22 protein-coding genes are annotated in these 25,162 nt (G+C 58.6%); 12 read left to right on the forward strand and 10 right to left on the reverse strand.

What is annotated here, in order from left to right; all coding sequences use genetic code 11:
• Window positions 1-4 precede the first annotated feature (4 nt).
• Window positions 5-2,884 carry an EAL domain-containing protein gene (locus tag MWU49_RS14060; protein WP_246973563.1) on the reverse strand — a complete coding sequence of 960 codons (2,880 nt, stop codon included), beginning with the start codon at window positions 2,882-2,884 and terminating at the stop codon, window positions 5-7.
• Between the two features lie 174 nt (window positions 2,885-3,058).
• Between MWU49_RS14060 and uvrD the strand changes: the two genes are divergently transcribed.
• Window positions 3,059-5,221, forward strand: a complete 2,163-nt coding sequence (uvrD, locus tag MWU49_RS14065; protein WP_246973564.1) for a DNA helicase II — start codon at window positions 3,059-3,061, stop codon at window positions 5,219-5,221.
• Window positions 5,222-5,506: 285 nt separating this feature from the next.
• Complete coding sequence (locus tag MWU49_RS14070) at window positions 5,507-6,646, forward strand: TRAP transporter substrate-binding protein (protein WP_246973565.1); 1,140 nt, start codon at window positions 5,507-5,509, stop codon at window positions 6,644-6,646.
• A 902-nt stretch (window positions 6,647-7,548) separates the two neighbouring features.
• Here MWU49_RS14070 and MWU49_RS14075 read toward each other — a convergent pair.
• Genes MWU49_RS14075 through MWU49_RS14085 form a run of 3 tightly spaced genes read right to left on the reverse strand, consistent with a single transcriptional unit; the run spans window position 7,549 to window position 9,890 of the window.
• Window positions 7,549-7,944: an acyl-CoA thioesterase gene (locus MWU49_RS14075; RefSeq protein ID WP_246973567.1), complete on the reverse strand. Its 396-nt coding sequence runs from the start codon at window positions 7,942-7,944 to the stop codon at window positions 7,549-7,551.
• 30 nt (window positions 7,945-7,974) lie between these two features.
• Window positions 7,975-9,345 carry a TRAP transporter large permease subunit gene (locus MWU49_RS14080; RefSeq protein ID WP_246973569.1) on the reverse strand — a complete coding sequence of 457 codons (1,371 nt, stop codon included), beginning with the start codon at window positions 9,343-9,345 and terminating at the stop codon, window positions 7,975-7,977.
• Window positions 9,345-9,890, reverse strand: coding sequence for a TRAP transporter small permease subunit (locus MWU49_RS14085; RefSeq protein ID WP_246973571.1), 546 nt, complete (start codon window positions 9,888-9,890; stop codon window positions 9,345-9,347). Before MWU49_RS14085 ends, MWU49_RS14080 begins: the two co-directional genes overlap by 1 nt.
• Window positions 9,891-10,189: 299 nt before the next feature.
• Between MWU49_RS14085 and MWU49_RS14090 the strand changes: the two genes are divergently transcribed.
• The 9 genes from MWU49_RS14090 (at window position 10,190) to arsH (ending at window position 19,032) form a co-directional block, all read left to right on the forward strand.
• Window positions 10,190-11,257, forward strand: a complete 1,068-nt coding sequence (locus MWU49_RS14090; protein WP_246973572.1) for a substrate-binding domain-containing protein — start codon at window positions 10,190-10,192, stop codon at window positions 11,255-11,257.
• 441 nt (window positions 11,258-11,698) lie between these two features.
• The gene (gene pstC / locus MWU49_RS14095) at window positions 11,699-13,087 is read left to right on the forward strand and encodes a phosphate ABC transporter permease subunit PstC (RefSeq protein ID WP_246973574.1); all 1,389 of its coding nucleotides are present in this window, start codon (window positions 11,699-11,701) and stop codon (window positions 13,085-13,087) included.
• A gap of 18 nt (window positions 13,088-13,105) precedes the next feature.
• Window positions 13,106-14,374: a phosphate ABC transporter permease PstA gene (gene pstA, locus MWU49_RS14100; protein ID WP_246973576.1), complete on the forward strand. Its 1,269-nt coding sequence runs from the start codon at window positions 13,106-13,108 to the stop codon at window positions 14,372-14,374.
• 104 nt (window positions 14,375-14,478) lie between these two features.
• Window positions 14,479-15,288, forward strand: a complete 810-nt coding sequence (gene pstB / locus MWU49_RS14105; protein ID WP_246973618.1) for a phosphate ABC transporter ATP-binding protein PstB — start codon at window positions 14,479-14,481, stop codon at window positions 15,286-15,288.
• Between the two features lie 17 nt (window positions 15,289-15,305).
• Window positions 15,306-16,019, forward strand: coding sequence for a phosphate signaling complex protein PhoU (phoU, locus tag MWU49_RS14110; RefSeq protein ID WP_246973579.1), 714 nt, complete (start codon window positions 15,306-15,308; stop codon window positions 16,017-16,019).
• Window positions 16,020-16,350: 331 nt separating this feature from the next.
• Window positions 16,351-16,671 (forward strand): metalloregulator ArsR/SmtB family transcription factor, encoded by a 321-nt coding sequence (locus MWU49_RS14115; protein WP_246973581.1) that lies wholly within the window; start codon window positions 16,351-16,353, stop codon window positions 16,669-16,671.
• Window position 16,672: 1 nt separating this feature from the next.
• Window positions 16,673-17,170, forward strand: coding sequence for an arsenate reductase ArsC (locus MWU49_RS14120; protein ID WP_246973583.1), 498 nt, complete (start codon window positions 16,673-16,675; stop codon window positions 17,168-17,170).
• The gene (arsB, locus tag MWU49_RS14125; RefSeq protein WP_246973585.1) at window positions 17,170-18,186 is read left to right on the forward strand and encodes an ACR3 family arsenite efflux transporter; all 1,017 of its coding nucleotides are present in this window, start codon (window positions 17,170-17,172) and stop codon (window positions 18,184-18,186) included. Before MWU49_RS14120 ends, arsB begins: the two co-directional genes overlap by 1 nt.
• 135 nt (window positions 18,187-18,321) lie before the next feature.
• Window positions 18,322-19,032 (forward strand): arsenical resistance protein ArsH, encoded by a 711-nt coding sequence (gene arsH / locus MWU49_RS14130; RefSeq protein WP_246973587.1) that lies wholly within the window; start codon window positions 18,322-18,324, stop codon window positions 19,030-19,032.
• A 6-nt stretch (window positions 19,033-19,038) separates the two neighbouring features.
• Here arsH and MWU49_RS14135 read toward each other — a convergent pair whose 3' ends face one another.
• The 5 genes from MWU49_RS14135 to MWU49_RS14155 form a co-directional block, all read right to left on the reverse strand.
• Complete coding sequence (locus tag MWU49_RS14135) at window positions 19,039-19,956, reverse strand: glutathione S-transferase family protein (RefSeq protein WP_246973589.1); 918 nt, start codon at window positions 19,954-19,956, stop codon at window positions 19,039-19,041.
• Between the two features lie 109 nt (window positions 19,957-20,065).
• Entirely contained in the window at window positions 20,066-20,500 is a 435-nt protein-coding gene (trxC, locus tag MWU49_RS14140) for a thioredoxin TrxC (RefSeq protein ID WP_246973590.1), read from the reverse strand.
• 39 nt (window positions 20,501-20,539) lie between these two features.
• Window positions 20,540-21,739, reverse strand: coding sequence for a hypothetical protein (locus tag MWU49_RS14145; RefSeq protein WP_246973592.1), 1,200 nt, complete (start codon window positions 21,737-21,739; stop codon window positions 20,540-20,542).
• 30 nt (window positions 21,740-21,769) lie between these two features.
• The gene (locus tag MWU49_RS14150; RefSeq protein ID WP_246973594.1) at window positions 21,770-22,318 is read right to left on the reverse strand and encodes a YaeQ family protein; all 549 of its coding nucleotides are present in this window, start codon (window positions 22,316-22,318) and stop codon (window positions 21,770-21,772) included.
• 106 nt (window positions 22,319-22,424) lie between these two features.
• Complete coding sequence (locus MWU49_RS14155) at window positions 22,425-22,976, reverse strand: TMEM165/GDT1 family protein (protein WP_246973619.1); 552 nt, start codon at window positions 22,974-22,976, stop codon at window positions 22,425-22,427.
• 524 nt (window positions 22,977-23,500) lie between these two features.
• Here MWU49_RS14155 and MWU49_RS14160 point away from each other — a divergent pair.
• Window positions 23,501-23,707 carry a SlyX family protein gene (locus MWU49_RS14160; protein ID WP_246973596.1) on the forward strand — a complete coding sequence of 69 codons (207 nt, stop codon included), beginning with the start codon at window positions 23,501-23,503 and terminating at the stop codon, window positions 23,705-23,707.
• 341 nt (window positions 23,708-24,048) lie between these two features.
• On the opposite strand, the gene MWU49_RS14165 is transcribed toward MWU49_RS14160, so the two are convergent.
• The gene (locus tag MWU49_RS14165; RefSeq protein ID WP_246973598.1) at window positions 24,049-25,137 is read right to left on the reverse strand and encodes an alpha/beta hydrolase; all 1,089 of its coding nucleotides are present in this window, start codon (window positions 25,135-25,137) and stop codon (window positions 24,049-24,051) included.
• Between the last annotated feature and the right edge of the window lie 25 nt (window positions 25,138-25,162).

Raw genomic sequence — 25,162 nt, forward strand, 5'->3', positions numbered from 1 at the left:
ATTATTAACTATCAATTGCCTGTCTATACGCCTGCGTATGCAACAACTCCACCAGCTCTTCTTCCGGCACCGGCTTGCTGATCAGGAAGCCCTGGATGGTGTCGCAGGCCATGTCGCGGAGGATGGACAGGTGCTCTTCGGTTTCCACGCCTTCGGCGACGACGTTCATCTGCAGGCTGTGGGCCATGTCGATGATGGCGCGGGTGATGGCGGCATCGTCGGGGCTCTTGTCCAGGTCCATGATGAAGGAGCGGTCGATCTTCAGGGTGTCTACCGGGAAACGCTTCAGGTAGCTCAGTGAGGAATAGCCGGTGCCGAAGTCATCCAGTGCCAGCTCAATGCCCCGCTTGCGCAGCTGCTGGAGCATTTCGATGTTCTGCTCCATGTCTTCCATGATCAGGCTTTCGGTGAGTTCCAGCTCCAGCAGCTGCGGTGGCAGCTCGGTGCTGGATAGTACCCGGTCGACGATCTCGGCCACGTTGCCCTTGCGGAACTGGTGGGCAGACAGGTTCACGGACACGGTAATGTCACCCAGGCCCTGCTTGAACCACTTGTGGGCATGGCGACAGGAGCGTTCCAGAACCAGCTCACCGATGGCGGAGATCAGGCCGGTTTCTTCGGCCAGCGGAATGAACTCGGACGGCGGGATCAGGCCCATGGTGGGGTGCTGCCAGCGTACCAGGGCTTCCACCGAGGTGATGCGGTTGTTGGCCAGCTCCATCTTGGGCTGGTAGTAGACCACGAATTCGTTCTTGAAGATGGCCTTGCGCAGGCTGGTTTCCAGCGCCAGTTGCTCCACCGAGGCCACGCGCATGTTGCCGCGGTAGAACTGGAAGTTGTTGCCGCCGCTGCGCTTGGCCTGATACACCGCCATGTCGGACTGGTTGATCATGCTCTGCGCTTCCTTGGCGCTGTCCGGGAACACGCTGATGCCGATACTGGCGCCCAGCAGCAGTTCATGGCCGTCGATATGGAACGGCTTCTTCATGGCGTTGATTAGTTTCTGGCACAGCTGGCTGATGGCCGCTTCACTGCTGTATTTCTCTACCAGCAGGGTGAATTCGTCCCCGCCGACCCGGGCAAGGTGCTCTTCTTCGCCGGCAAACTGGCTGAGGCGCTCGGCGGCGAGCTTGAGCAGGCGGTCACCGATTTCATGGCCAAGGGATTCGTTGATCGGCTTGAAGCGGTCCAGATCGATCATCAGCAGCGCCACCTTCTCCCGGTTCAGGCGAGCCAGGGTCAGTGACTTGTGCAGGTGCTCACGGAACTGGGAACGGTTGGCCAGGCCGGTGAGACGATCGTAGTTGGACAGGAACTGCAGCTGCTGCTCGGTTTCCTTGCGGGTGGTCAGATCCGAGATCATGCCCACGTAGCGGATTACCCGACGTTGCTCATCGCGCACCGCACTGACCTGCAGCCATTCAGGGAAGGATTCGCCGTTGCGACGGGTCTCGTTGATCTCCCCTTCCCAGAAACCGGCTTCTTTCAGGGCGTTGGTGATTTCCACATAGGTGTCACGGTTGGCCTGGGTGCTCTGGTGATCCAGCACCTGCTTGCCCAGGACCATGGATTCGCTGTAACCGGTGATCTGTTCGAAACGGGCGTTGACGGCCAGGAAGCGGAACTTGTGGTCGAGAATGAAGATGCCTTCCGGGGCATTTTCGAACACGGTGGCGGCCAGTCGCTGCTGTTCCTGGGCCTGGCGGTCTTCAGTGATATCGCGGCGGGTACCGATCATGCGGGTGGCGCGGCCTTTCTCCGACCAGCGCACCACACGGCCATCATCCTCGATCCAGCGCCAGTCGCCGTCGGCATGACGCAGACGGTAGACCGCATGGTAGCGATCGCTCTCGCCCTTGAAGTGGGAGACCATGGCGCGGCGTACCCGGGTCAGATCATCCGGATGCACCAGGGTTTCCAGATCGCCAAAGAAGTTTTTGAAGTAGGCGCTGTCATAGCCGAGCAGGCGGTCGAAATTGGTGTGGTAGTTGCGGCCGGTATCCAGCATCCAGTCCCACAGGCCGATATTGCTGGCTTCCAGAGCCAGCTCCAGCCGTTCGCCAGTGGCGCCCAGGGCCTTGTTGGATTCTTCCAGGGCCTGGGTGCGCTCGGCCACCATGGTTTCCAGCCGCTCATTGGTTTCCTGCAGGCGCTGACGGGCTTCCTTTCGCTCGTAGATTTCCTGGGCCAGCTTCTCGTTCAGGGATTCGGCATCGCTGCGCGCCCGGTTCAGGTAATCGATCAGGGAACGGTTGCTGGCCTGCAGCATCATGGCCTGGTGGCCGGTGTTGTGGATGCGGCGGGCAGCTAGCAGGAAAAACAGGCCCAGCACCATCATCATTACCAGCAGCGACAGCTCGCTTTCGGCCTGGGTCTGTGACAGGCGCACCATGATCGGCGCCAGCAGCATGAGCAGGTACAGGAACACGGTGGGGAAGTGGCTGCTGTAGGCGGCCAGCGCCAGCGTGCCCAAGCCCAGGCCAATGCTGGCACACAGCAGCTGCATGGAGAGCATGTCCGGGCGGAACAGCAGTTCCACGGGATTGAACAGGTAACCGGCCATGCCGATCAGCAGCGGTGTCGTCAGGGCCAGCGCGGACAGGGCAGTTCGGCAGCTGGCATTGATTTCATCGTGGAGCAGCTTTTGTCGGGCCATGAAAAGTAGCGGTATACGAACCAGCTGAACCAGCGTGAACAGGGCGGCCCAGCCAATCAGCATGCTCTGCGAGGCGGGGCTGTCCCAGTAGAAATAGGTCATTACCGCAGCGCTGGCGGTTTCCAGAACAAAAAGCACAAGAATGCCGCTGAACAGTAGCTGGCACTGCTCAGTCAGGATGCCCTTGAAGGGGGCGGAGGCGCGGTTATTCGGAGACTGCAAAGACACCTTGATTATTATCCTCTGGCCTTTTGGCCGAGTGTTTTTGTTTCTCAGTGTACCCACAGGGGCCAGCAAGGGGAACAGCCATTATCTGCCAGTATGTAGCAACTATGTCACCCGGCGGCTGAATAACACGCTAGCGGCGTCTCCCTTGGCCAGTTTCTGCTAAACTCCCGCGCCATGGATGACGTGACTTCCCTTATTGATGGTTTGAATCCGGCCCAGCGCGATGCGGTGGCGGCCGATGATCGCCATTTGCTGGTGTTGGCCGGGGCCGGCTCCGGCAAGACCCGGGTGCTGGTGCACCGCATTGCCTGGCAGATCGCCACCGAGCAGGCCTCGCCGTTTGGCATTCTGGCGGTGACCTTCACCAACAAGGCGGCCGCCGAGATGCGCGGCCGTATCGAGCAGCTGCTGGATATGTCTGCCGAGGGCATGTGGGTGGGTACCTTCCACAGCATCGCCCACCGTCTGCTGCGCTCCCACTGGCAGGAAGCCGGGCTGCCCCAGGGCTTTGAGATCATCGATGCCGATGACCAGCAGCGGCTGGTGAAACGGGTGATCAAGGAGCTGGGGCTGGATGAACAGCGCTGGCCGGCCCGTCAGGCCACCTGGTTTATCAACAGCCAGAAGGATGAAGGGCTGCGCGCCAGACATATGGACGCCAATGGCGACCTGTTTGTGCAGACCATGCAGAAGATCTATTACGGCTACGAAGAAGCCTGCGAGCGCGGCGGGCTGGTGGACTTCAACGAGATGCTGCTGCGGGTGCTGGAGCTGTTCCGCGACAATGACAGCCTGCGTGGCCACTATCAGCGTCGCTTCCGCCATATTCTGGTGGACGAGTTCCAGGACACCAACAGCATTCAGTATGCCTGGCTGCGGTTGCTGGCGGATGAGAACAATGCGGTGACCATCGTTGGTGATGACGACCAGTCCATTTATGGCTGGCGTGGCGCGAAGATCGAGAACATCCACAAGTTTAGCCGCGACTTCCCGGATACCCGCACCATTCGTCTGGAGCAGAACTACCGCTCCACCGGTACTATCCTCAAGGCCGCCAATGCGGTGATCGACAACAACAGCGATCGTCTCGGCAAGGAGCTGTGGACCGAGGGCGGTGATGGCGACCCGATTCGCCTGTATGCCGGCTTCAATGAGGTGGATGAGGCCCGCTTTATTGCCGGGCGGGTGGACAAGCTGTTCCAGGAAGGGACCGCGCGCCGGGAAATGGCAGTTCTGTACCGCTCCAATGCCCAGTCCCGGGTGCTGGAAGAAGCTTTCCTGCAAGCCGGGATCCCCTACCGCATCTATGGCGGTCAGCGCTTCTTTGAGCGTCTTGAGATCAAGAATGCCCTTGCCTATCTGCGCCTGATCAGTAACCGCCATGCGGATGCCGCCTTTGAGCGGGCCGTGAATACCCCCACCCGGGGGATCGGTAACAAGACCCTGGAAACCCTGCGCGAGGTGGCTCAGTCCCGCGGTTGCTCCCTGTGGGATGCGGGCCAGGCCATTGTCAGTGAGCAGTTGCTTACCGCTCGGGCCATCAACGCGCTGGCGGTGTTCCTCAATCTGGTGGAACAGCTGAGCCAGCAATGTGATGGCCTGAATCTGGGTGAAACCGCCGAGCACGTCATTGAGGCCAGTGGCCTGGTGGCCTTCCATGGCAAGGAAAAGGGCGAGAAGGGCCAGCAGCGGCAGGAAAACTTGCGCGAACTGGTGTCTGCTACCCGCGAGTTTGGCGAGGAAGACGAGGATTCCGAAATGGACTCGCTCACCGCCTTCCTGGATCATGCGGCGCTGGAATCCGGCGAAGGTCAGGCGGATGCCCATGAGGATGCGGTGCAGATGATGACCCTGCACTCCGCCAAGGGGCTGGAATTTCCGGTGGTGTTTATCTGTGGCATGGAAGAGGGGCTGTTCCCCCACCAGCGCTCCAGCGAGGACCCCAATGGTCTGGCCGAAGAGCGCCGTCTTTGTTACGTGGGCCTGACTCGCGCCATGCGCGAGCTGTACCTCACCCACGCGGAAAGCCGTCGCCTCTATGGCAATGAAAACTACAACCCGCCCAGCCGCTTCCTGCGCGAGATCCCTGCGGACGCCATGGAAGAGATCCGTGCCCGGGCCGGGTTTAGCCGCCCCATGGGCGGGGGCAGCAAGCCGATCCGGGAAACCGAATCCAACGGCATCGTGCTGGGCGCCCGGGTGCTGCATCCCAAGTTCGGGGAGGGCACCGTGCTGCATTTCGAGGGCCAGGGCCCCAATGCGCGGCTGCAGATCAATTTTGATGACGCGGGCACCAAATGGCTGGTCAGCCAGTACGCGCGCCTGGAAGTGATATAGGGCCTTCGGCCCGCCTGAGGCCGGACGCTGGATGCCGGACGGCAAAAGCGCGGCGTAGGTTGGAAATGGGTGTGAGCCCATCTCCGACATGGCATTGCCGGTGGCGTTGATGGCGGAGATTGCCTTCGGCAATTTCCGCCCTACAAAACCTGAAGCGCTTGGAGAGACTGCCGGATGCGGGACGCTGCCTGTAGATAGCGTCAGGCATCCGGCGTCCAGCGTCAGGCGACAACAGATAACCCGAAAGCGGCAGAGCACTGCCGCCCTTCATCGGAGGAAGAAAAATTGGACCGTCGTAAATTCGTTTCTGCCCTGGGATTGGGGCTGGGTGGCATGGCGTTGGCAGGGTGTGAGCAGAAGGACTGCCCGCCGGCAGACGGGCAGACTGCTGCCGGTGAGCCGGACAAAAAGAAGCCCCAGCCGCAAACCTACGAATGGAAGATGGTTACCACCTGGCCGAAGAACTATCCCGGCCTGGGAGCGGGCGCCAATCGCTTCGCCAAGCGGGTGGAAGAAATGTCTGCGGGGCGGATCAAGATCAAGGTATATGGGGCCAAGGAACTGGTGCCAGCCTTTGAGGTGTTCGATGCGGTGCGCCAGGGTAGCGCGGAAATGGGCCATGGTGCCGCCTATTACTGGAAGGGCAAGCACCCGGCTACGCCGTTCTTCACCGCGGTACCGTTTGGTCTGACTGCCCAGGAAATGAATGGCTGGCTGCACCATGGCGGTGGTCAGGAGCTGTGGGATGAGCTGTATGCCCAGTTCAACCTGAAGCCGTTTGCCTGCGGCAATACCGGTACCCAGATGGCCGGCTGGTTCAACAAGGAAATCAACAGCATCGAGGACATGAAAGGCCTCAAGATGCGGATGCCTGGCCTGGCTGGCGAGGTGATTGCCAAGGTGGGGGCGACCCCGGTGCAGCTGCCCGGCGCGGAAGTGTTCACCTCCCTGCAGACAGGTGCTATCGATGCCGCCGACTGGGTGGGGCCGTACAACGACCTGACCTTTGGCCTGCACCGGGTGGCCGAGTACTACTACTATCCGGGCTGGCAGGAGCCGGGCCCGACCCTGGAACTGACCATCAACAAGCAGGTGTGGGACAGCCTGCCGGCGGACCTGCAGGCGATCATCCGCTACGCGGCCCAGTCAGAAAACCAGGACATGCTCGACGAGTACACCGCCCGCAACAATGCGGCGCTCAACGAGCTGGTCAACAAGCACGGCACCAAGCTGCGCCGCTTGCCGGACGATGTGCTGAAAGCGCTGAAAGAGGCCAGTGATGAAGTGGTCGAGGCGCTGGTGGCGGACAACAAGGACGCCCGCAAGGTGTACGACTCCTACCGCAAGTTCCGCGATGAGTCGCTGCAAACCATGGCCATCGCCGAGCAGCCATACCTGAACATCCGCAGCGAGCTGGAAGGCTGATAGCTACAAGCTACAAGCTACAAGCTACAAGCTACAAGCTACAAGCTACAAGCTACAAGCTACAAGCTACAAGCTACAAGCTACAAGCTACAAGCTACGCTTGATTGGATGGGAAAACCGAAAAAAGTTCCCGGGGTTCTGCATTTCTACGAAGCTGCTGTAGGAGCGTAGCGTAGCGAAGTAACGCACGCAGTGCGGCCCGCAGGGTGAGCGGAGCGAATAACGAGCCTGCAAGCGATCCGAGCCCAAGCGAGGTAAGGATTCCAGAAACGCTGTTTAAAGCGCCTAATCAACCCCGGGGCGATCAGATCCCCCGGGACTCGGCAACTCCCTGAAGAAGAATCTCCCTTCGGTCGCCTCGCTGCGCTCGGTTCGCACCTCAAGAGATGCTCCTACAGCAACCCTCAGCGTTTGCGTAAGAAAAGAACGCCAATGCCATCAGCACGGCATCTTCCCGTTAGAGTGAGTCGAGGAACGGAAGGATCTGGCGGCGTAGAGCAAAAAACCTGTCTGAGCGGAGCGAGTCTTTTTTGCGTCCGCCAGATCCTGAGTACCGGAGTGTGCCTGCGGAGCAGGCCGAACGGAGTCGGGGCGCGGGGGAGTCCAGAGGGGTGTCGCGTTACACCCCTTTGGGCCTGTCCGGCGAGGACAAACACCTTTATCGGTGCGATGAAACTGCAGGCCAGCATTAGCCAGCCAGGCAAGTGCCACAATCACCGCAGGTTCGCACCTCAAGTGGTGCTACTACAGCTTTGGCTGACGTCGGTAGAATTGGCGGCTTCTCTCGTGTCGTGTAGGGCCGCATTTTTCTGTTTTCCCACCCACAAAAAAACGCGGGCAGGACCGGTGCCGTGTGGCTCCAGGTCCTGCCCGCGTTGCAGCTTGTAGCTTGAGGCTTGAAACTAGTCCTGCGGCACCACCCGGGTGCGCCCGGTGTCATCGATGGCCACGAAAGTGAAGTGCCCCTCGGTTACCTTGGACAGGGTGCCGGTGTCTTCACGAATCCACACTTCCACCAGAATCTGCATGGAGCTGCGGCCGATGTCCTGCAGCTGGGTGTAGCAGCTCACTACCGCACCGATGGGTACCGGACGCAGGAAGGCCATGGAATCAATGGCCACTGTGGCCACGCGGCCGCGGGCTTTCTTGCGCGCGGTCACGGCGCCGGCCAGATCCATCTGGGAAACCAGCCAGCCGCCAAAGATATCTCCATGCCAATTGGAGTCCTGGGGCATGGCGATGGTCTGGATGGCCAGTTCGCCAATCGGTTGCGGGGAGTCGTCAGTGTGCGTCGTCATCTCTTGTTATCCGTAATGGTCAGGCTGACGTCAGCCGTACAGTTGTTCAGGTAGCCAGGTTGCCAGTGCCGGGAACATAGCCAGAATGGCCAGCATTAGCAGTTGTATCACGATAAACGGCACCACACCCTGATAAATCTGGGCGGTTTGTATCTGTGCCGGTGCCACGCCGCGTAAATAGAACAGGGCAAACCCGAAGGGTGGGGTCAGAAACGAGGTTTGCAAGTTCAGGGCGAGCATTACCCCCAACCATACCGGGTCGAGCCCCATGGCCAGCAACACTGGTCCGACAATCGGCACTACCACGAAGGTGATCTCGATAAAGTCGAGAATAAAGCCGAGCAGGAAAATCAGCAGCATCACCAGCAGGGTAGCGCCAATCACGCCGCCGGGCATGGATTCGAACAGGCCATGGACCGCCTCTTCACCGCCAAAACCCCGAAAAACCAGGGAAAACAGGCTGGCGCCGATAAGGATCATGAACACCATGGCGGTGACCCGGCTGGTGCTGCGCACCACTTCACCGAGAATCGTCAGGTTCAGATGGCGGTTGAAGGCGGCCAGCAGCAGGGCGCCGAAGGCCCCGACCCCGGCGGCCTCCGTGGGGGTGGCGGTGCCGGTGAGGATGGAGCCCAGTACGGCACCAATCAGCAGAAGAGGCGGAAGCAGGCCGCGCAGAAGGTCGGTCCAGCTGTTTGCCGTGTCTTCATCGCGGGCCATGGCCGGCGCCAGATGGGACTTCCACAGGCTGATCGCCAGCACATACAACAGATACAGCCCCACCAGGATCAGCCCGGGAATCAGGGCGCCGACAAACAGATCGCCCACCGACACCGTGTCCAGTGACCACAGGCCCTGCTTGAGCTGGGCTTCCTGATAGGCATTGGAGAGCACATCACCCAGCAGCACCAGGGCAATGGAGGGCGGGATGATCTGGCCCAGGGTGCCGGTGGCGCAGATCAGGCCGGTGGACAGCTGTGGCTGGTAACCCTGGCGCAGCATGGTGGGCAGGGACAGCAGCCCCATGGTCACCACGGTGGCGCCGACGATACCGGTGCTGGCGGCCAGCAGGGCGCCTACCAGAATAATGGCCAGCCCCATTCCCCCCGGCAGGGGGCCAAACAGGCGGCCCATGCTGGACAGCAGATTTTCCGCCACCCGGGACTTTTCCAGCATCACCCCCATGAACACGAACAGGGGGACCGCCATCAGGGTGGTGTTTTCGATGATGCCGAACAGGCGGTTGGGCACGAAGGTCAGGTCCGCGGGGCTGAATACCCCGGCTACCATGCCGCCAGCGGCAAACAGCAGGGCGGTGCCGCCCAGGGCAAAGGCCACCGGGTAACCGCTGAGCAATACCAGGCACACGGCCACGAACATGATCAGGGGGATCCATTCCATCACAGTCCGTCCTCCGGATGCTGCTCAGGGGCGGGCAGGGTGGCTCCCATCAGGGTAAGGCTGTGGCGCATCAGTTCGGCCAGCCCCTGAATGGTCAGCAAGGCGGGCAGTATCAGTAGCAGTGACTTGAGCAGATACACGAAAGGCAGGCCGCCATTGGCGGAGGCTTCCTGTTCTTTCCAGCTACTTAATACATAGTCCAGTGACAGCCAGAACAGGGCGCCACACACCGGCAATAACAGGAACAGGGTGCCAAGCAGATTTACCCAGGCACGCTGGCGGGGCGAGAAGCGCTGGTACAGCACATCCACGCGTACGTGCTCATCTTCGGCCAGGGTATAGGCGATGGCGAGCATAAACAGGGCGCCATGCAGGTAGGTCAGGGATTCCTGCAGGGCAATGTTGCCGATGCCGAACCCGTAGCGCAGAGTCACCACCAGCATCATGCCCAGCACCAGCAGCAGTGCCAGCCAGGCCGTGGAGCGGCCCAGTGCGAGGGTGAAGCCGGTCAGCCGTTGCTGCCAGCGCAGAAGAGGTTGTTTCATGACACCTTGTTATTGTTGGTTCGCTCCCCCGGAGCGTGTGGGCCGCATTATACGGGCGCTGCAGGCCTATTTCAGCCCATTCCTGAGGGTCTGGGGCGGTTTTGGCCTGTTCTCCGGGGCGTTAGGCGGACCATAAGCGAAAAAAGTTGAATTGCGACAACCCTGTAATGTGGCTGTCACAATGCCTCTCTAGGATGCGTCGTGCTGAAACAAGAACTGGCTTGCAACAGTTGTTGATAGAACCGGGGTGGAACAAAACAACATCATCACCGGTGCCATGCGTAACCTGGAGGCTTATTGTGAACTTCAAGATCAAAGCAACCCTTGCTGGCGCAGCTGCCGCCCTGGCCTTTGCCAGCGCTCCGGCCACTGCCGACACCCGTGATTACATCTCTATCGTTGGCTCTTCCACGGTATACCCGTTCGCAACCACCGTTGCCGAGCGTTTTGGTCGTGGTTCCAACAACCCGACTCCGAAAATCGAATCCACCGGTTCCGGTGGCGGCATGAAGCTGTTCTGCGCCGGCGTGGGCACCCAGCACCCGGACATCACCAACGCTTCCCGTCGCATGAAGAAGTCCGAGTTCGTCCAGTGTCAGGAAAATGGCGTGAAGGACATCACCGAAGTCGTGATCGGTTATGACGGCATCGTGTTCGCCAACTCTGCCAAGGGCAAGCACATGGATGTTACCCTGCGTGACCTGTTCCTGGCCCTGGCCAAGGAAGTTCCGGATCCGAAGGGCGGCGAGAAGCTGGTAGCCAACCCCTACAAGACCTGGAAAGAAGTGAACCCGGCCCTGCCGAACACCAAGATCGAGGTTCTCGGTCCGCCGCCCACTTCCGGTACCCGTGATGCCTTCAACGAGCTGGCCATCGAAGGCGGTTGTAAGACTTTCTCCTGGCTGAAAGACATGAAGAAGCAGGACAAGTCCAAGTACAAGGCGATCTGCCGCAGCATCCGTGAAGACGGTGCCTATGTTGAAGCCGGTGAGAACGACAACCTGATCGTTCAGAAGCTGGAAAAGAACCCGGAAGCCTTCGGCGTGTTCGGTTTCTCCTTCCTGGATCAGAACCGTGGCAAGGTGCAGGGCGCCAACGTAGGTGGTGTTGCCCCGACCTTTGACAGCATCGCTGCTGGCGACTACCCGGTATCCCGTTCCCTGTACTTCTACGTGAAGAAAGCCCACGTGGGTGTGGTACCGGGCATCAAGGGCTACGTGAAAGAATTCTCCAGCGAGAAAGCCTGGGGCCCGGAAGGTTACCTGGCCGAGAAAGGCATGATTCCGCTGGGCGACGATCTGCGCAAGGACATGATGAAGCAGGCTCGCAGCCTGAAATCCATGACCGGCGAAGAAGATCTGCACTAAGCGCTGATCTGGAAGAAGAAAAAGCAAGGATGCTTTGGGGGCCTCTGATCAACCCCTTGCATGCTCAGGCCTCAAGGCTGGTTCGCCCCCTCGGCAAAGGTAAAGAGGGCGCAATTTCGAAGGTGTGTGTCCACCCATCAAGGAATTGCAACAACGAGTGCGGATCAGCCTTGAGGCCCCGGAGGGCGCGGCCAGAAACGCACATCTGCTGCGCCTTGCCTCTAGGAAAGGGAGCCACCCTGACCGTCGAGGCAAGACACAACAGCTGCACGTTTCTGGCCACGCTGAGTATGCAAGGGGTTGGTCAGAGGCCCCCTAGCCCGGTGGCGATTTCGCCCCCGGGCTTTTTAACCAACAATTGAATTTATGACATTTTTTTTGCAGTAAGCGACGCAGTAACATCGCCCCGCTTACTGGAGAAAAAACCAAACGGAGAACACCATGCAAACCGGTAATCTGCTGTTGCTGCTGGTGGTAATGATCGCCGGGGCCTATTACATGGGTCACCGGCGTTCGTTTGCCCTGGCCCGGCCACTGGGCGGCATCCGCCACCTGCATTCATTGCCGTTCTACTACGCCATGCGCACCGCTATCTGGTGTGCGATTCCGGCGCTGGTCGTGCTGGGTGCGTGGCTGATCTTCGATGACACCCTGATCCGTGTCACGGTGATGGACAGTCTGCCCGCGGACAGTCAGCCAGTGGATGCCTCGTCTGCCAATCTGTTGCTTAACCAGATTGGCAACGTGGCCAGCGGTGCCATTGCTGCCAGCGAAGTGTCCCCCGCGGTGGCCGCTGCGGCCGAGAAACTCAACAGTCTGCGCTCGCTGAATCGCATGGCGCTGGCGGTCGTGGTGATCGTGGTGGCGATGCTGGGTGCCGCCTGGGGCTGGCTGAAGATTTCCCCGCAGATGCGCGCGCGCCAGCAGGTAGAAAAAGTCCTGCAGACCCTGTTCATGCTCAGCGCCACTATCGCCATTCTCACCACGGTGGGGATTCTGATGTCGGTGATGTTCGAGTCCGTGCGTTTCTTCGGCAAGGTGCCGGCCACGGATTTCCTGTTTGGCCTGCAATGGAGTCCGCAAACGGCACTGCGTGCAGACCAGGTGGCATCCGAGGGAGCCTTCGGCGCCATTCCGTTGTTCATGGGCACTCTGCTGATTTCTGCCATCGCCCTGTTGGTGGCGGTACCGGTGGGGCTGATGTCCGCCATCTACCTGGCCGAGTATGCGCCGCCCAAGGTGCGCTCCTTTGCCAAGCCGGCGCTGGAAGTGCTGGCCGGTGTGCCTACCGTGGTGTACGGCTTCTTCGCCGCGCTGACGGTGGCACCGGTGATTCGCCAGCTGGGTGAGTCCATCGGCCTGGATGTGGCGTCCGAGTCTGCCCTGGCCGCTGGCCTGGTGATGGGGGTGATGATCATTCCGTTTGTATCTTCGCTGGCAGATGACGTGATCACCGCGGTGCCGCAGGCGCTGCGTGATGCGTCTCTTGGTCTGGGGGCCACGCGCTCCGAAACCATCAAGAAAGTCATTTTCCCTGCCGCACTGCCGGGCATCATGGGCGGTATCCTGCTGGCGGCTTCCCGGGCCATCGGTGAGACCATGATCGTGGTAATGGCCGCCGGCCTTGCCGCCAACCTGACGGTGAATCCGCTGGAAGCGGTGACTACGGTAACCGTGCAGATCGTGACTCTGCTCACCGGTGACCAGGAATTCGATAGTGCCAAGACCCTGGCGGCGTTTGCGCTGGGCCTGATGCTGTTCATTACTACCCTGCTGCTTAACGTGGTTGCGCTTCACATCGTGAAGAAGTACCGCGAGCAATACGACTAGGGCCTGGAGGAGAGCGAGATGAGTAAAACTACCGAACAGGTTCGCAAGTCACTGGCCAAGCGCTACCGCGCCGAGAAGATGTTCAAGGCTTACGGTATGGCCGCCATCGGATTCGGTCTGCTGGCGCTGGTGCTGCTGTTCACCGACATCATCGGCAAGGGTCACAGTGCCTTCTTCGAAACCTACGTGCAGATGGATGTGACCTTCGACGAATACACCCTGGACATCATGGATGTAAACGACGATGAAGAACTGAACTTTGCCAACTACGATGGCTTGATCCGCGATGCCCTGCGGGAAAAGTTTCCCGGTGTCGACGGGCGTCAGGAAAAGCGTGAGTTGTACGGTCTGGTCAGTACCGGCGCTGGTTATGAGCTGCGTGACATGCTGAGAGCGGATCGCAAGCTGCTGGGTCAGACCCGCACCCTGTGGCTGCTGGCGGACGATGATGTGGATGTCTATGTGAAATCCAGCAGTGATGATCGTCTCGAATCGCGCCTCAGCGAAAACCAGAAAACCTGGATCCAGACCTTCGAAGCGGAAGACAAGCTGGAACTGCAGTGGAACAAGTCCCTGTTTACCCACGGTGATTCCCGTGAGCCGGAGCTGGCGGGCATCTGGGGCGCGGTGATGGGCTCACTGTTCACCATGATCGTAACGCTGCTGTTGAGCTTCCCGATCGGTGTGGCCGCGGCAATCTATCTGGAAGAGTTTGCACCGAAGAATCGCTTCACTGATTTCATCGAAGTGAACATCAACAACCTGGCGGCGGTGCCTTCCATCATCTTCGGTCTGCTTGGTCTGGCGGTCATCATCGGCCTGTTCGGCATGCCCCGTTCGGTACCGCTGGTGGGCGGTATCGTTCTTACTCTGATGACATTGCCGACCATCATCATTTCCAGCCGCGCGGCCATCAAGGCGGTGCCGCCGAGTATTCGTCAGGCGGCCATGGGGCTGGGTGCGTCCAACATGCAGGTGGTGCTGCACCATGTACTGCCGCTGGCCCTGCCGGGCATGCTCACTGGTGCGATCATCGGTATGGCCCAGGCACTGGGTGAGACCGCACCGCTGCTGATGATTGGCATGGTGGCCTTTATCGTGGATGTGCCCGGCGGGCCGCTGGATCCTTCCACGGTGTTGCCGGTACAGATTTACCTGTGGGCGGACAGCCCGGAGCAGTCGTTCGTGGCGCTGACCTCAGCGGCCATCATGGTGCTGCTCACTTTCCTGATCGCCATGAATACACTGGCGGTGTTCCTGCGCAAGCGTCTTGAGCGGCGCTGGTAACAATGAGTGCTAAAGGGGCTCTAAACATGGATACTGCAGAAAAGTTTGACGACAAGACGCCGCGCAGCGATACGCCGGCAAGCCAGAGTGAAGGTGAACAGGCAATGGAAAACTCAACCCGCTACCCGGAACAGACCATTGGTAGTCCCTATGTGGACAATGCCAAGATGAGCATGCGCGACGTGGATGTGTTCTACGGCGACAAGCAGGCCATCCATGGGGTCAGCCTGGATATCGGCAAGAATGAAGTGGTGGCTCTGATCGGTCCATCCGGTTGTGGTAAATCCACCTTCCTGCGTTGCCTCAACCGCATGAATGACACCATCGATATCTGTCAGGTGAAAGGCAGCCTGCACCTGGAAGACCAGGACCTCTACGATCCCAAGCTGGATGTGGTAGAGCTGCGTGCCCGGGTAGGCATGGTGTTCCAGAAGCCCAACCCGTTCCCCAAGTCCATCTACGACAACGTGGCCTATGGCCCGCGTATTCACGGTCTGGCCAACAAGAAATATGACCTGGACGAAATCGTGGAAACCAGCCTGCAGAAGGCTGGCCTGTGGAATGAAGTAAAGGATCGTCTGCATTCGCCGGGTACCGGTCTGTCCGGTGGTCAGCAGCAGCGTCTGTGTATTGCCCGCACCATCGCGGTCAGCCCGGAAGTGGTGCTGATGGATGAGCCCTGCTCTGCACTGGATCCCATCGCCACCGCCAAGATCGAGGAACTGATTGCCGAGCTGAGTGAGTCCTACACCATTGCTATCGTGACTCACTCCATGCAGCAGGCAGCCCGTGTCTCCAACCGTACTGCCTACTTCCATCTGGGGCGTCTGGTGGAAATGAATGACACTGAGACCGTGTTCACCAAACCCGAGCACGATCTGACAGAAGCTTATATCACCGGCCGCTTCGGTTAAGGACAAGGAGACAATTCATGGATCGTATGCATTTTGGTGAGCACAGCTCATCCCAGTTCAACGAAGCGCTGGAATCCATCCGTAACAACCTGATGGAAATGGGTGGCCTGGTAGAGAAGCAGGTGGTAGATGCCCTGCAGGCTTTGCTGCAGGCGGATTCGGCACTGGCGGAAAAGGTGCTGGAAACTGAAGACAAGGTCGACAAGCTGGAAATGCTGATCGACGAGGAGTGCACCAAGGTGCTGGCTCTGCGTCAGCCGGCAGCTTCCGATCTGCGACTGATCATCGCGGTGACCAAGGCGGTTTCCGATTTGGAGCGCATTGGTGACGAGTCCGCCAAGATTGCCCGCATGGGTCTGCAGCTGGCCGAAGAGGGTGAGTCGCCGCGCGGTTACGTGGAGGTCCGTCATATCGGTAACCACGTTCGCAACATGCTGCGCGATACTCTGGATGCCTTTGCCCGCTTCGATGCCAAGAAGGCACTGGAAGTGGCCGCGGAAGACAAAGAGGTGGATCTGGAATACCGCAGCGCCATGCGTTCGCTGGTAACCTTCATGATGGAAGACCCGCGGGCGATTTCCCGGGTACTCAACATCATCTGGTCCCTGCGCGCCCTGGAGCGCATCGGTGACCACGCCCGCAATATCGGCGAGCAGGTGATCTACCTGGTGGAAGGCAAGGACGTGCGCCACATCAGCGTGGACGAGATCGAAGCGAAGCTGAAGAAGTAGACGCTGCACGCAACATGCTTCACGCAGCACGCAAAAACCCGGCCCGACAAAGGCCGGGTTTTTTGTTTGGGGCGCCGCAGCTGCTGTAGGAGCGTCGCTTGAGACGCGAACCGAGCCTTGGCGAGGGAAATTCTCGAGTAACGGGTTTCGAGTTGCGAAAAGCAAAAACCAGTTTTGATCTTCGAAACTCGAAACTCGAAACTCGAAACTCGAAACTCGCTTCTCGTAACTCGAAACGCTTTCTGTCACAAAACCTTCCCGCGCCATGGCTTGTTGCTGGAGGCTTACAGCTGTAATATCCGTATTTCCGAATATACGAATTCAGGACATCATGCTGACCCCGACTCAACTGTGCAAATGCCTTGGCGATGACACCCGCCTGAGCCTGATTTCCCTGCTTCACGGCCAGGGGGAGGTATGTGTCTGTGATCTGGTGGAGAGCCTGCAGGCGCCTCAGTCCACCATCTCAAGACATCTGGCCCAGCTGCGTCAGTGCGGCCTGGTGGTCGCCCGTCGGCAGGGCACCTGGATGCATTACCGTATCAGCCCCGACCTGCCTGGCTGGGCGAAGAAGACCCTGACCCAGCTGGTGCCAGCGGCTCGCGAAGCGCTGGCACTGAATGAATCTGCTGCTTCCTGCTGTGAGAACTGACATGCAATTGCAACCGCTGACCATCCTGGTGCTGTGCACCGGTAATTCCTGCCGCTCCATTATCGGTGAAGCGCTGATCAATCATCTGGGAGTGGGTCGCTTTCGTGGCCTGAGTGCCGGCAGTCATCCCACCGGGCAGGTCAACCCGGGTGCGCTGGCCGTGCTGGCCCGGCACGGTATCGTGCCTGAGAATCCAGGCTCCAAATCCATGGATGATCTGGAAGGGGAAGAGATCGATCTGATCATTACCGTCTGCGACAGCGCGGCAGGGGAGGCCTGCCCGGTGTGGCTGGGTGATACCCCGAAACTGCACTGGGGTCTGCCGGACCCAGCCCATGCCACTGGAACGGACGACGAAATCGCCGCCGCATTCGAGGCGACCTATCAGCAGCTGGAGGGGCGTCTGCGGGCGTTGTTTGCCACCTCGCTGGATGAGTTGAATCAGAAAGGGCTGGTGAAGTGTGGTGAAGAAATCCACCAACGGATGGGTGATCTCTGATGGGTCTGTTTGAGCGTTACCTGAGTGTCTGGGTCGGGTTGGCCATTGCTGCTGGCGTTGGCCTTGGCTTGTGGATGCCCGATCTTTTTCATGCGGTAGCCGCTTTCGAGTACGCCCACGTGAATCTGGCGGTGGCGGTGTTTATCTGGGTCATGGTCTACCCGATGATGATCCAGATCGATTTCCATGCCATCAAACAGGTTGGCCAGAATCCCCGCGGATTGCTGCTGACTCTGGTGATCAACTGGCTGATCAAACCGTTCACCATGGCGGCACTGGGCTGGTTGTTCTTCAAGGTGTTTTTTGCCGGTTGGGTGGAACCGGAAACCGCCACTGAATATATCGCCGGGATGATCCTGCTGGGCGTGGCCCCTTGTACTGCCATGGTATTCGTGTGGAGTCAGCTTACCAAAGGGGATGCCAACTACACTCTGGTGCAGGTGTCCGTTAACGACATCATCATGGTGTTCGCGTTTGCGCCGATTGCTGCCTTGTTGCTCGGCGTCAGCGACATCACGGTGCCCTGGGATACCCTGGTGTTGTCGGTGGTGTTGTATGTGGTGCTGCCGTTGATCGCCGGCTTTATCACTCGCCAGTTGTTGGGCAGTGAAGAGCGGGTGGCTGGCTTCGTTCATCATCTCAAGCCGGTCAGTGTGATGGGATTGCTGGCCACCGTGGTGCTGCTGTTTGGCTTTCAGGCAGAAACCATTATCGCCAAGCCCATGGCGATTGTATTGATCGCCATTCCGCTGATGATTCAAACCTACGGTATTTTTGCTATCGCCTACTGGGCGGCCAGACAGCTTCGTCTGAAGCACAATGTGGCCGGCCCCGCCTGCCTGATTGGTACCAGCAACTTCTTTGAACTGGCGGTGGCGGTGGCCATTAGCCTGTTTGGACTCAATTCCGGTGCGGCGCTGGCCACAGTGGTGGGGGTGCTGGTGGAGGTGCCGGTGATGTTGTCTTTGGTGGCTATTGTTAATCGTACGCCGCAGTGGTTCGAACAAAGCAGTTAACAGCGAATAGTTAACAGTTAACAGCGAAAACCAGAACGGCGGAGATGGGCTGATGCCCATTTCGGCCCTACGGTGTCGTAGGGTGGAAATTGTCTCGGCAATCTCCACCATTGTGTGTAGAGAATTGAAAATACAATGAGTGATATTCCTAACCTTGATCAGAACTGTTTCCGGGTTCCGACGCCGGATGAGGTGTTTCGTGACAAGCAGTCCAGTCACAAGCCGCGCATCCTGTTGTTGTATGGATCGCTGCGGACCCGTTCCTTCAGTCGTTTGGTGGTGATGGAGGCGGCGCGATTGTTGGAGGCCATGGGGGCAGAGGCAAAGATCTTTCACGCTGATGGTTTGCCGCTGCCGGACAGTGAAGATGCCAGTCATCCCAAGGTGCAGGAATTGCGTGATCTGGTGACCTGGAGTGAAGGGATGGTGTGGTGTTCTCCTGAACGCCACGGTGCCATGACCGGCATCATGAAAGCCCAGATCGACTGGATTCCTTTGTCACTGGGTGCGGTGCGGCCCACCCAGGGTAAGACCCTTGCGGTGATGCAGGTTTGCGGCGGATCCCAATCATTCAATGCGGTGAATCAGCTGCGGGTGCTGGGGCGGTGGATGCGCATGGTGACCATCCCCAACCAGTCTTCCGTTGCCAAGGCATTTCTGGAATTCGATGACAACGATCGCATGAAGCCTTCCGGTTTTTATGACCGTATCGTGGATGTCATGGAAGAGTTGGTGAAATTCACCTACCTCACCCGTGATCGCAGTGACTATCTGGTTGACCGTTACTCCGAGCGCAAGGAGAGTGCAGAAGCGCTGATGAAACGGGTCAACCAGAGAGACATGTGACGGCGGTTACTGCCTGACCGAGAAACCTTCGCTGGGAAAGTGGTTGGCAACCTCGCCAACCGTGGCATCATCGCGAACGATGATCCGTTCCTGTGCGTTGCTGGCCACCAGAGTGCCTGAGACGGGTTCGCGTCCGTAGTCGGTCGGAGCAATACTGACGGACTGCCCGATCAGTTCGGCATCGTTGTCACTTTCCGGAACAGCGCGGGGGGTGTGGCTGCGGGCAATCTCCAGCGCCTGCTCCGGGCTTATCTCTGTTCGGTTGCCCTGACCAAAAGCCTGCAGTCGATCCAGCCATGCATTCACCTTCGGGTAGCCTTTGACGACACGCTGCTCTGCCAGGTCGCGCTGGAACCAGAGGCTGTGGTAAGCGGAAAAATCCCCGGCGTTGGGGGTGTCACCGAAAAGGAAAGGCTGGTTGGCCAGCATGCTTTCCAGGCGGTCCAGATGCGCGCGTACCATACGCTTCATTTGCCCGGGGCTATTGGCTTTTACTTTGGCCTTGCTGCCCATGCGCACACGGTCCCACAGCAACTTGCCAAGCTCAACCGCGCCGGATTCTTTCAGCACCTTGCGAAGCAGTGTCAGGTTGCCTGCCGTAATGATGCAGGCCAGGAAGATATCCAGATCCACTTCGCGGATAAATTCCTGTACCTCTTCCGGGCAATTCTCCATGGCCAGTTCAGGTTTGTTACTGAGGCGGGCAATCTCGCGACCGATTGCGCGGGTGTCGCAAAAGATATCGGCACCGATCTGGGCAACCGGAATCTTGCGGTAACCTCCCGCCAGTGGTGCCAGCAGCGGGCGGGGTGGCATTTCCCTGACTTCCACAGACTGCCAGCTGAGACCCGCATAGCCGAGCATGGCACGGACTTTCTCGGAGAAGGGGGAAAAAAGGTAATGATGAAGGATCAGTTCTGACATGGGGTTGGCACGCTCGCGACAATCAGTTGAGCGTGCATCTTCGATAACCACGGCCGAATTGACAAGGCAGCAGACCCTGCATGGCCGGCGTCAGGGTCAAGGGGCAGGATTAGTTGCCCAGATGCTGCTCAAGCCATTGAACAAATTGTGCTTTCGGTAACGCTCCCGATAAACGTACGACTTCCTTGCCATTTTTCACAATCATCAACGTAGGAATCGACCGGATCTGAAAGCGCCCTGCGGTTTGCGGGCAGGCCTCGGTATCCACCTTGATGAACCTGGCGCGGGTGGAGAAGTCGGCGGCGGTGGCCTGAAAGGTCGGCGAAAATTGCTGACAGGGGCCGCACCAGCTGGCCCAGAAGTCCAACACCAAAGGCAGGCCGTTGCGGTCTACAAGCCGCTGGAACGAGGCGTCGCTGGCGGCCAGCGGCTGGCCATTCAACAGCAGGGTTTTGCACTTGCCGCAAACCGGGCGGCTGTCCAGCCGCTCTTCAGGTACGCGATTGATGGCCCCGCAGGAGGGGCAGGTCAGCTCAATGGCCATGGTCAGGCTCCAGTAGAAACTGATGGAGTGATGGAGGCACTAGCCCTGTTTTTCAAGGTGCTGATCCGCATCCAGCAATGGCAGACAGGATCGCATGTTTTCGCTGTTGAAATCCGAAGGGAAGCATATCTCATCGCTGCTCTTCTCCAGCATCATCCCGCCTTCCGGTGACCACGGGTTTGGCAGAGACGGATCGTGGTGACGGAACCAGCTCAACAGCTGCATTTGCGCGTCGAGATGGGAAAGCCGGTTCAGGTATTCGGTATAATGGGGAAGCGAGCTTTCCAGAAGCTGGTTGCCGGCAGGATTGCGGATGGCTTGCGACAGGGATGGTGCGGGAAGCTGATAAACATCGTTGGCGATGACAAAAGGCGGGTTTTCCGACAGGTCGGCATAGTGCTGATAGAAAAGGAAAGCCCGGTTGGTGGTGATGTTCTCTCTCAGTCCGATAATGTAGTAAAGATTTTCCAGCCAGTGTTCGCCAAAGAATTCATTACTCCGCCAATCCTGCTGAAGGACACTGGTGGAAAAGCGGAACTCGTAGGCCAGCGCGGAGCGGAAACTTTTTTCCGCTGTGGAAAGGCGATACTGGCTCAGAGAAACAGGCTGACCCTGCTGCATTAAAAGCGCAGCCAACTGTATTTTTTCTGACAGTATCCTGGTAACGATCACCTTGCTGAGAATGCTGTGACGCTGGGCGAGAAGATGGCGCAGGCGTTCGATTTCGGACGCCAGCCCCTGGCCGTCTTTGTTCATTGCCCATTGCAGGGATTGCAACCTGGCCAGTGCAATTAGTCGGCGATAGTGTGGAAATGGCGTGTCGATTCCGGAGGGAGTTTTGTCCCTGAATTCTTCAAAATCAAGAAAGCTTTTATATCGTGCCAAATAAGGCGAAAAGCGGGACAGCAATTCGTTAGCCTGGGCGTGATATTGCTGCTGATTTAGCAGGCAGGCAGCGGTGTAGTGCTCGCATAGCAGATCTTGCTGAAGGAGCTCTTCGAGCAAGTCAGCGTTAGAAGGGGGGAATGACGCAGGCCGATCAAGTTTCTGCTGGGCAGTGTCAGGGTCAAAGGGGGGATCTATCCCAATCAGATCAACTAGATGTTGGTAGGCGGCATTCTCTTGATCATCAGTTTCCAGCCAGAGCTGTGCTGCGGGATCCAGAGGCTCATCACTTATCCACCAGCCAGCCAGGAAAACAAGAGCAGTGAAAGTGATCAGGATAATGGCGTTTTTCATGTTTCCCCCGAAACGTGATGTCGCCGCCGGTTACTTCCCTGCCGGATACCAGCGGTCCAGCCCAATCTCGATATTGTTGTCAGTGGTGCCAAACCAGGTCTGGCCATCCTGAATCATGGCCTGCAGCTGCATGGTCCGGTTCACACATCCCTCCAGCGCCACTTCGCTGTCGTGATCAATATGTATGACGGACAGATTATCAAAACGCTGCACCTTGTTTTTGATACCGTCCCACCAGACCTGGGGCGCACGGGGGCCATAGCAGTATACCGTCACCTTTTCTGCCATGCCGCAGGCCTTGCGCAGGCGCTTCTCGTCCGGCATGCCCAACTCGATCCAGTGCGCCACGGTGCCGTTGGGATTGTGCTGCCACAGATCCGGTTCCTCCGGATTGGAAATGCCCTTGGAAAAGGCCAGATCCTCGTGGGCATTGAGGGCAAAAGCCAGCAAGCGAAGCATCATGCGCGATTCGGTCTCGGAGGGATGCAGCGCCACGGTCAGGTTGTGGGTGGCGTAGTAATCCCGATCCATATCGGAGATGGTCAGCTCGGCTTTGAAAATGGTGGCGGTGAGGGCCATAACAGGACTCGCAACAGGCAGCACGCAACACGCATGCACGCAAAAAATTAGCCAGATTGTAGCAGGCTTTGTGCGTGTAGCGTGGTGCCTGATGCGTGAAGCGGTATTAAACCAATGCCCAAACCCCAAAGCCCACAAACAGCAGGGCGCTGATGCGGTGGGCCCAGGTTTCCAGCTTTTCGCTGGCGAACTGGTGGCCGAGCCAGATCACCGGCAGGTTGGCGGCGATCATGCCCAGGGTGGAGCCGCTCAGTACCGGCCAGAACTGGTCCTTGAACTGCACTGCTAGGGCAATGGTGGCCAGCTGGGTCTTGTCGCCGATCTCGGCGATGAAAAACAGCACCAGGGCGGTCAGGAAGGGGCCGTATTTGGGCTCGTTGCTGATCTCTTCGTCGCCATCGGGAATCAGCATCCACAGGCCCAGGGCGATAAAGCTGATGCCCAGAATCCAGCGCATCCAGTCCATGGGTACGGCATCGGCCAGCCAGTCACCGAACCACACTGACACGCCATGATTGAGCAGGGTGGCAATCACCACGCCGGCCAGGATAGGCCAGGGCTTGCGGAATTTGAGAATCAGGGCCAGGGACAACAGTTGGGTCTTGTCACCGATTTCGCCCAGGGCGACCAGCAAGAAGGAACTGAGGGTGGCTTCCATATTGATTTCCAGAGGGGCGGGATTACTTCGACACAGAGACACTACCTGCCAATCCCGCCCCAGCGGAATGCAAGTCGTGTCTCAGGTCTCGTCAATCCGGGCAACCCATAGAGGGCAGAGCGGATGTGGACGCCATGCGCATGAGGCGCAACTATGTTGACGGCCACCTTGAGGCTTGTCAGAAAGCGGGTCGAGCGACTACTCCCCCAAGACGGATGAAACCATAGCGGAAATCTGCGGTTCAGGCCAGTACAATGGGGAAGAGCAGCTACAAGCCACGAGCTACAAGCTACAAGGCGCGGTCACGGCCTACCGATTTCAGAGGTCGTGCCCGCGTTCCTTCGCGGCGCTCGGAGGCGGCGTCATTAGAGGCAGATTTACCACAGAGGGCACAGAGCACACAGAGGTATAATCTCCTGTTCCTCAGTGATCTCTGTGCCCTCTGTGGTGATAATGCTTTTGATCCCGGGTTTGAATCGCGCGGCCAGCAACGCTCCTGCGTGAGGTGAATAGAGAGATATGCCATGAGCGATGACCGTCTGATTGATATCGAAACCAAGCTGGCCTATCAGGAAGATCTGATCGAGGCCCTCAACAAGGTGGTTGCCGATCAGCAGCAGAAGATTGATGAACTGGAAAAGGCCTGCCGCAAGATGGTGGATCGTCTGGTGGATCTCTCCGAGGCCTTTGAATCCGCCCAGATCGAAGACGCCCCACCGCCGCATTACTGACAGCTCACAGCTACAAGCTACAAGCTACAAGCTACAAGCTACAAGCTACGCTCGATTCGATAGCAAACCCTGGATAAGTTCCCGAGCTTCTGCATTTCTACGAAGTCGCTGTAGGAGCACCACTTGAGGTGCGAACCGAGCGACAGCGAGGAACTGAGATGCAGTTGGCACGGGGCCTTGTTATAACCCGTAGGAGCTTGCCTGCAAGCGATCCGAGCCCAAGCGAGGTAAGGATTCCAGAAACGCCAGAAAAATGACCTCCCTTCGGTCGCCTCGCTGCGTTCGGTTCGTCCCCTGGAAGGGAGCTCCTACAGTAGGTGCATGCACTTCCGGAATGTTTTCTAGGGAGTGGTTTGGCTCGCGGATGGATCCTGATGCAGGGTCAGCGCCGGCGCTGCTGCGTCGTCTTCTGGCAGACGGGCTTCCAGCCAGCTGATGATGTCGCCCCAGATCTCTTCCCGGCGCCGGTCATGCAGGGTGGCATGGGTGATCTTTTCATACACCTTCAGGGTTTTGTCTTCGCTGCCGATATGTTCAAGGGTGTATTCGCTGGATTTGACCGGTACCAGTACATCCCGGGTACCTTGCTGTATCAGTACCGGCACCGTGACCAGACTCAGTCCGTCTTCTATCCGGCTGGTAGCATTCTGCAGTCCGGTAAAGTAACTGAAGGGCAGTGCCTTGTGGGTGGCGAAAGGGTCGTTGTGAAAGGCTTGCTGGTATTCCTCTTCCTTCAACAACAGGCCGATGCCGATGTGTTCCATGAGCTTGCCGTGATACAGGGCTGGCATGTTGGGGAACACCTTGCCTGGTTGTGACAGTGTCCATAGCCCCATATTCGAGAGCCAGTGCGGTGAGCTGACCGGACCGAAGCTGAGTCCCGGGCGGACTGCGGGTGCATTAAGGATCAGGCCATCCACTTCCACCGTATCTTCTATCTGCGAAAGCAGGGCAATGGCCCCGCCCATGGATTCGCCCTGCAGATAAAGCGGCAAGTCCGGATAGCGGGCTTCTACCTCCTGATAGGCACTGCGCAAGTCCAGCAGATACTCGTCATAGTTACCGATGACGCCGTTGCGGCCGAAGCCCTGGGACTGACCCCAGCCGCGCAGGTCGATGCCGAACACGGCAAAGCCCCGGGAAGAAAAAAAAGTGGCCATGGGCGAATAGAATCCGGAGTGGGCAATAGTGCCGTGCAATAACAGCACCACGCCACGGGGTTCATTCGGGCCCTCGGGAAGCCACCATTGGCCAAACAGGGAGAGCTGATCTGCGCTTTCCAGCACCACCGGGGTAGCGCCTTCTGCGGCAACATACTGGTCGGGAGGCGGGTTCTGCGCTGGGTTGAGCGAGAACATGGCACAGCCCTGCAGGACCATCATGGCCAGCAGGATCAGTGAACAACGCAGTAATGGAGAAACCGTTTTCATTGTTGTTATCCGTTACGGGTAAAAA

Origin of the sequence: Alcanivorax sp. S6407 (assembly GCF_023016115.1) — a bacterium.
In the GTDB taxonomy this organism is placed as follows: domain Bacteria; phylum Pseudomonadota; class Gammaproteobacteria; order Pseudomonadales; family Alcanivoracaceae; genus Alcanivorax.

Coding starts and splice junctions, on each gene's coding strand:
- MWU49_RS14085 (WP_246973571.1), bottom strand. CDS start 9,890: ATGAAACAACCTCTTCTGCGCTGGCAGCAACGGCTGACCGGCTTCACC.
- arsH (WP_246973587.1), top strand. CDS start 18,322: ATGAGTGATATTCCTAACCTTGATCAGAACTGTTTCCGGGTTCCGACG.
- phoU (WP_246973579.1), top strand. CDS start 15,306: ATGGATCGTATGCATTTTGGTGAGCACAGCTCATCCCAGTTCAACGAA.
- MWU49_RS14080 (WP_246973569.1), bottom strand. CDS start 9,345: ATGGAATGGATCCCCCTGATCATGTTCGTGGCCGTGTGCCTGGTATTG.
- pstC (WP_246973574.1), top strand. CDS start 11,699: ATGCAAACCGGTAATCTGCTGTTGCTGCTGGTGGTAATGATCGCCGGG.
- trxC (WP_246973590.1), bottom strand. CDS start 20,500: ATGGCCATTGAGCTGACCTGCCCCTCCTGCGGGGCCATCAATCGCGTA.
- MWU49_RS14135 (WP_246973589.1), bottom strand. CDS start 19,956: ATGTCAGAACTGATCCTTCATCATTACCTTTTTTCCCCCTTCTCCGAG.
- uvrD (WP_246973564.1), top strand. CDS start 3,059: ATGGATGACGTGACTTCCCTTATTGATGGTTTGAATCCGGCCCAGCGC.
- MWU49_RS14155 (WP_246973619.1), bottom strand. CDS start 22,976: ATGGAAGCCACCCTCAGTTCCTTCTTGCTGGTCGCCCTGGGCGAAATC.
- MWU49_RS14165 (WP_246973598.1), bottom strand. CDS start 25,137: ATGAAAACGGTTTCTCCATTACTGCGTTGTTCACTGATCCTGCTGGCC.
- MWU49_RS14150 (WP_246973594.1), bottom strand. CDS start 22,318: ATGGCCCTCACCGCCACCATTTTCAAAGCCGAGCTGACCATCTCCGAT.
- MWU49_RS14145 (WP_246973592.1), bottom strand. CDS start 21,739: ATGAAAAACGCCATTATCCTGATCACTTTCACTGCTCTTGTTTTCCTG.
- MWU49_RS14160 (WP_246973596.1), top strand. CDS start 23,501: ATGAGCGATGACCGTCTGATTGATATCGAAACCAAGCTGGCCTATCAG.
- arsB (WP_246973585.1), top strand. CDS start 17,170: ATGGGTCTGTTTGAGCGTTACCTGAGTGTCTGGGTCGGGTTGGCCATT.
- pstB (WP_246973618.1), top strand. CDS start 14,479: ATGGAAAACTCAACCCGCTACCCGGAACAGACCATTGGTAGTCCCTAT.
- MWU49_RS14075 (WP_246973567.1), bottom strand. CDS start 7,944: ATGACGACGCACACTGACGACTCCCCGCAACCGATTGGCGAACTGGCC.
- pstA (WP_246973576.1), top strand. CDS start 13,106: ATGAGTAAAACTACCGAACAGGTTCGCAAGTCACTGGCCAAGCGCTAC.
- MWU49_RS14120 (WP_246973583.1), top strand. CDS start 16,673: ATGCAATTGCAACCGCTGACCATCCTGGTGCTGTGCACCGGTAATTCC.
- MWU49_RS14115 (WP_246973581.1), top strand. CDS start 16,351: ATGCTGACCCCGACTCAACTGTGCAAATGCCTTGGCGATGACACCCGC.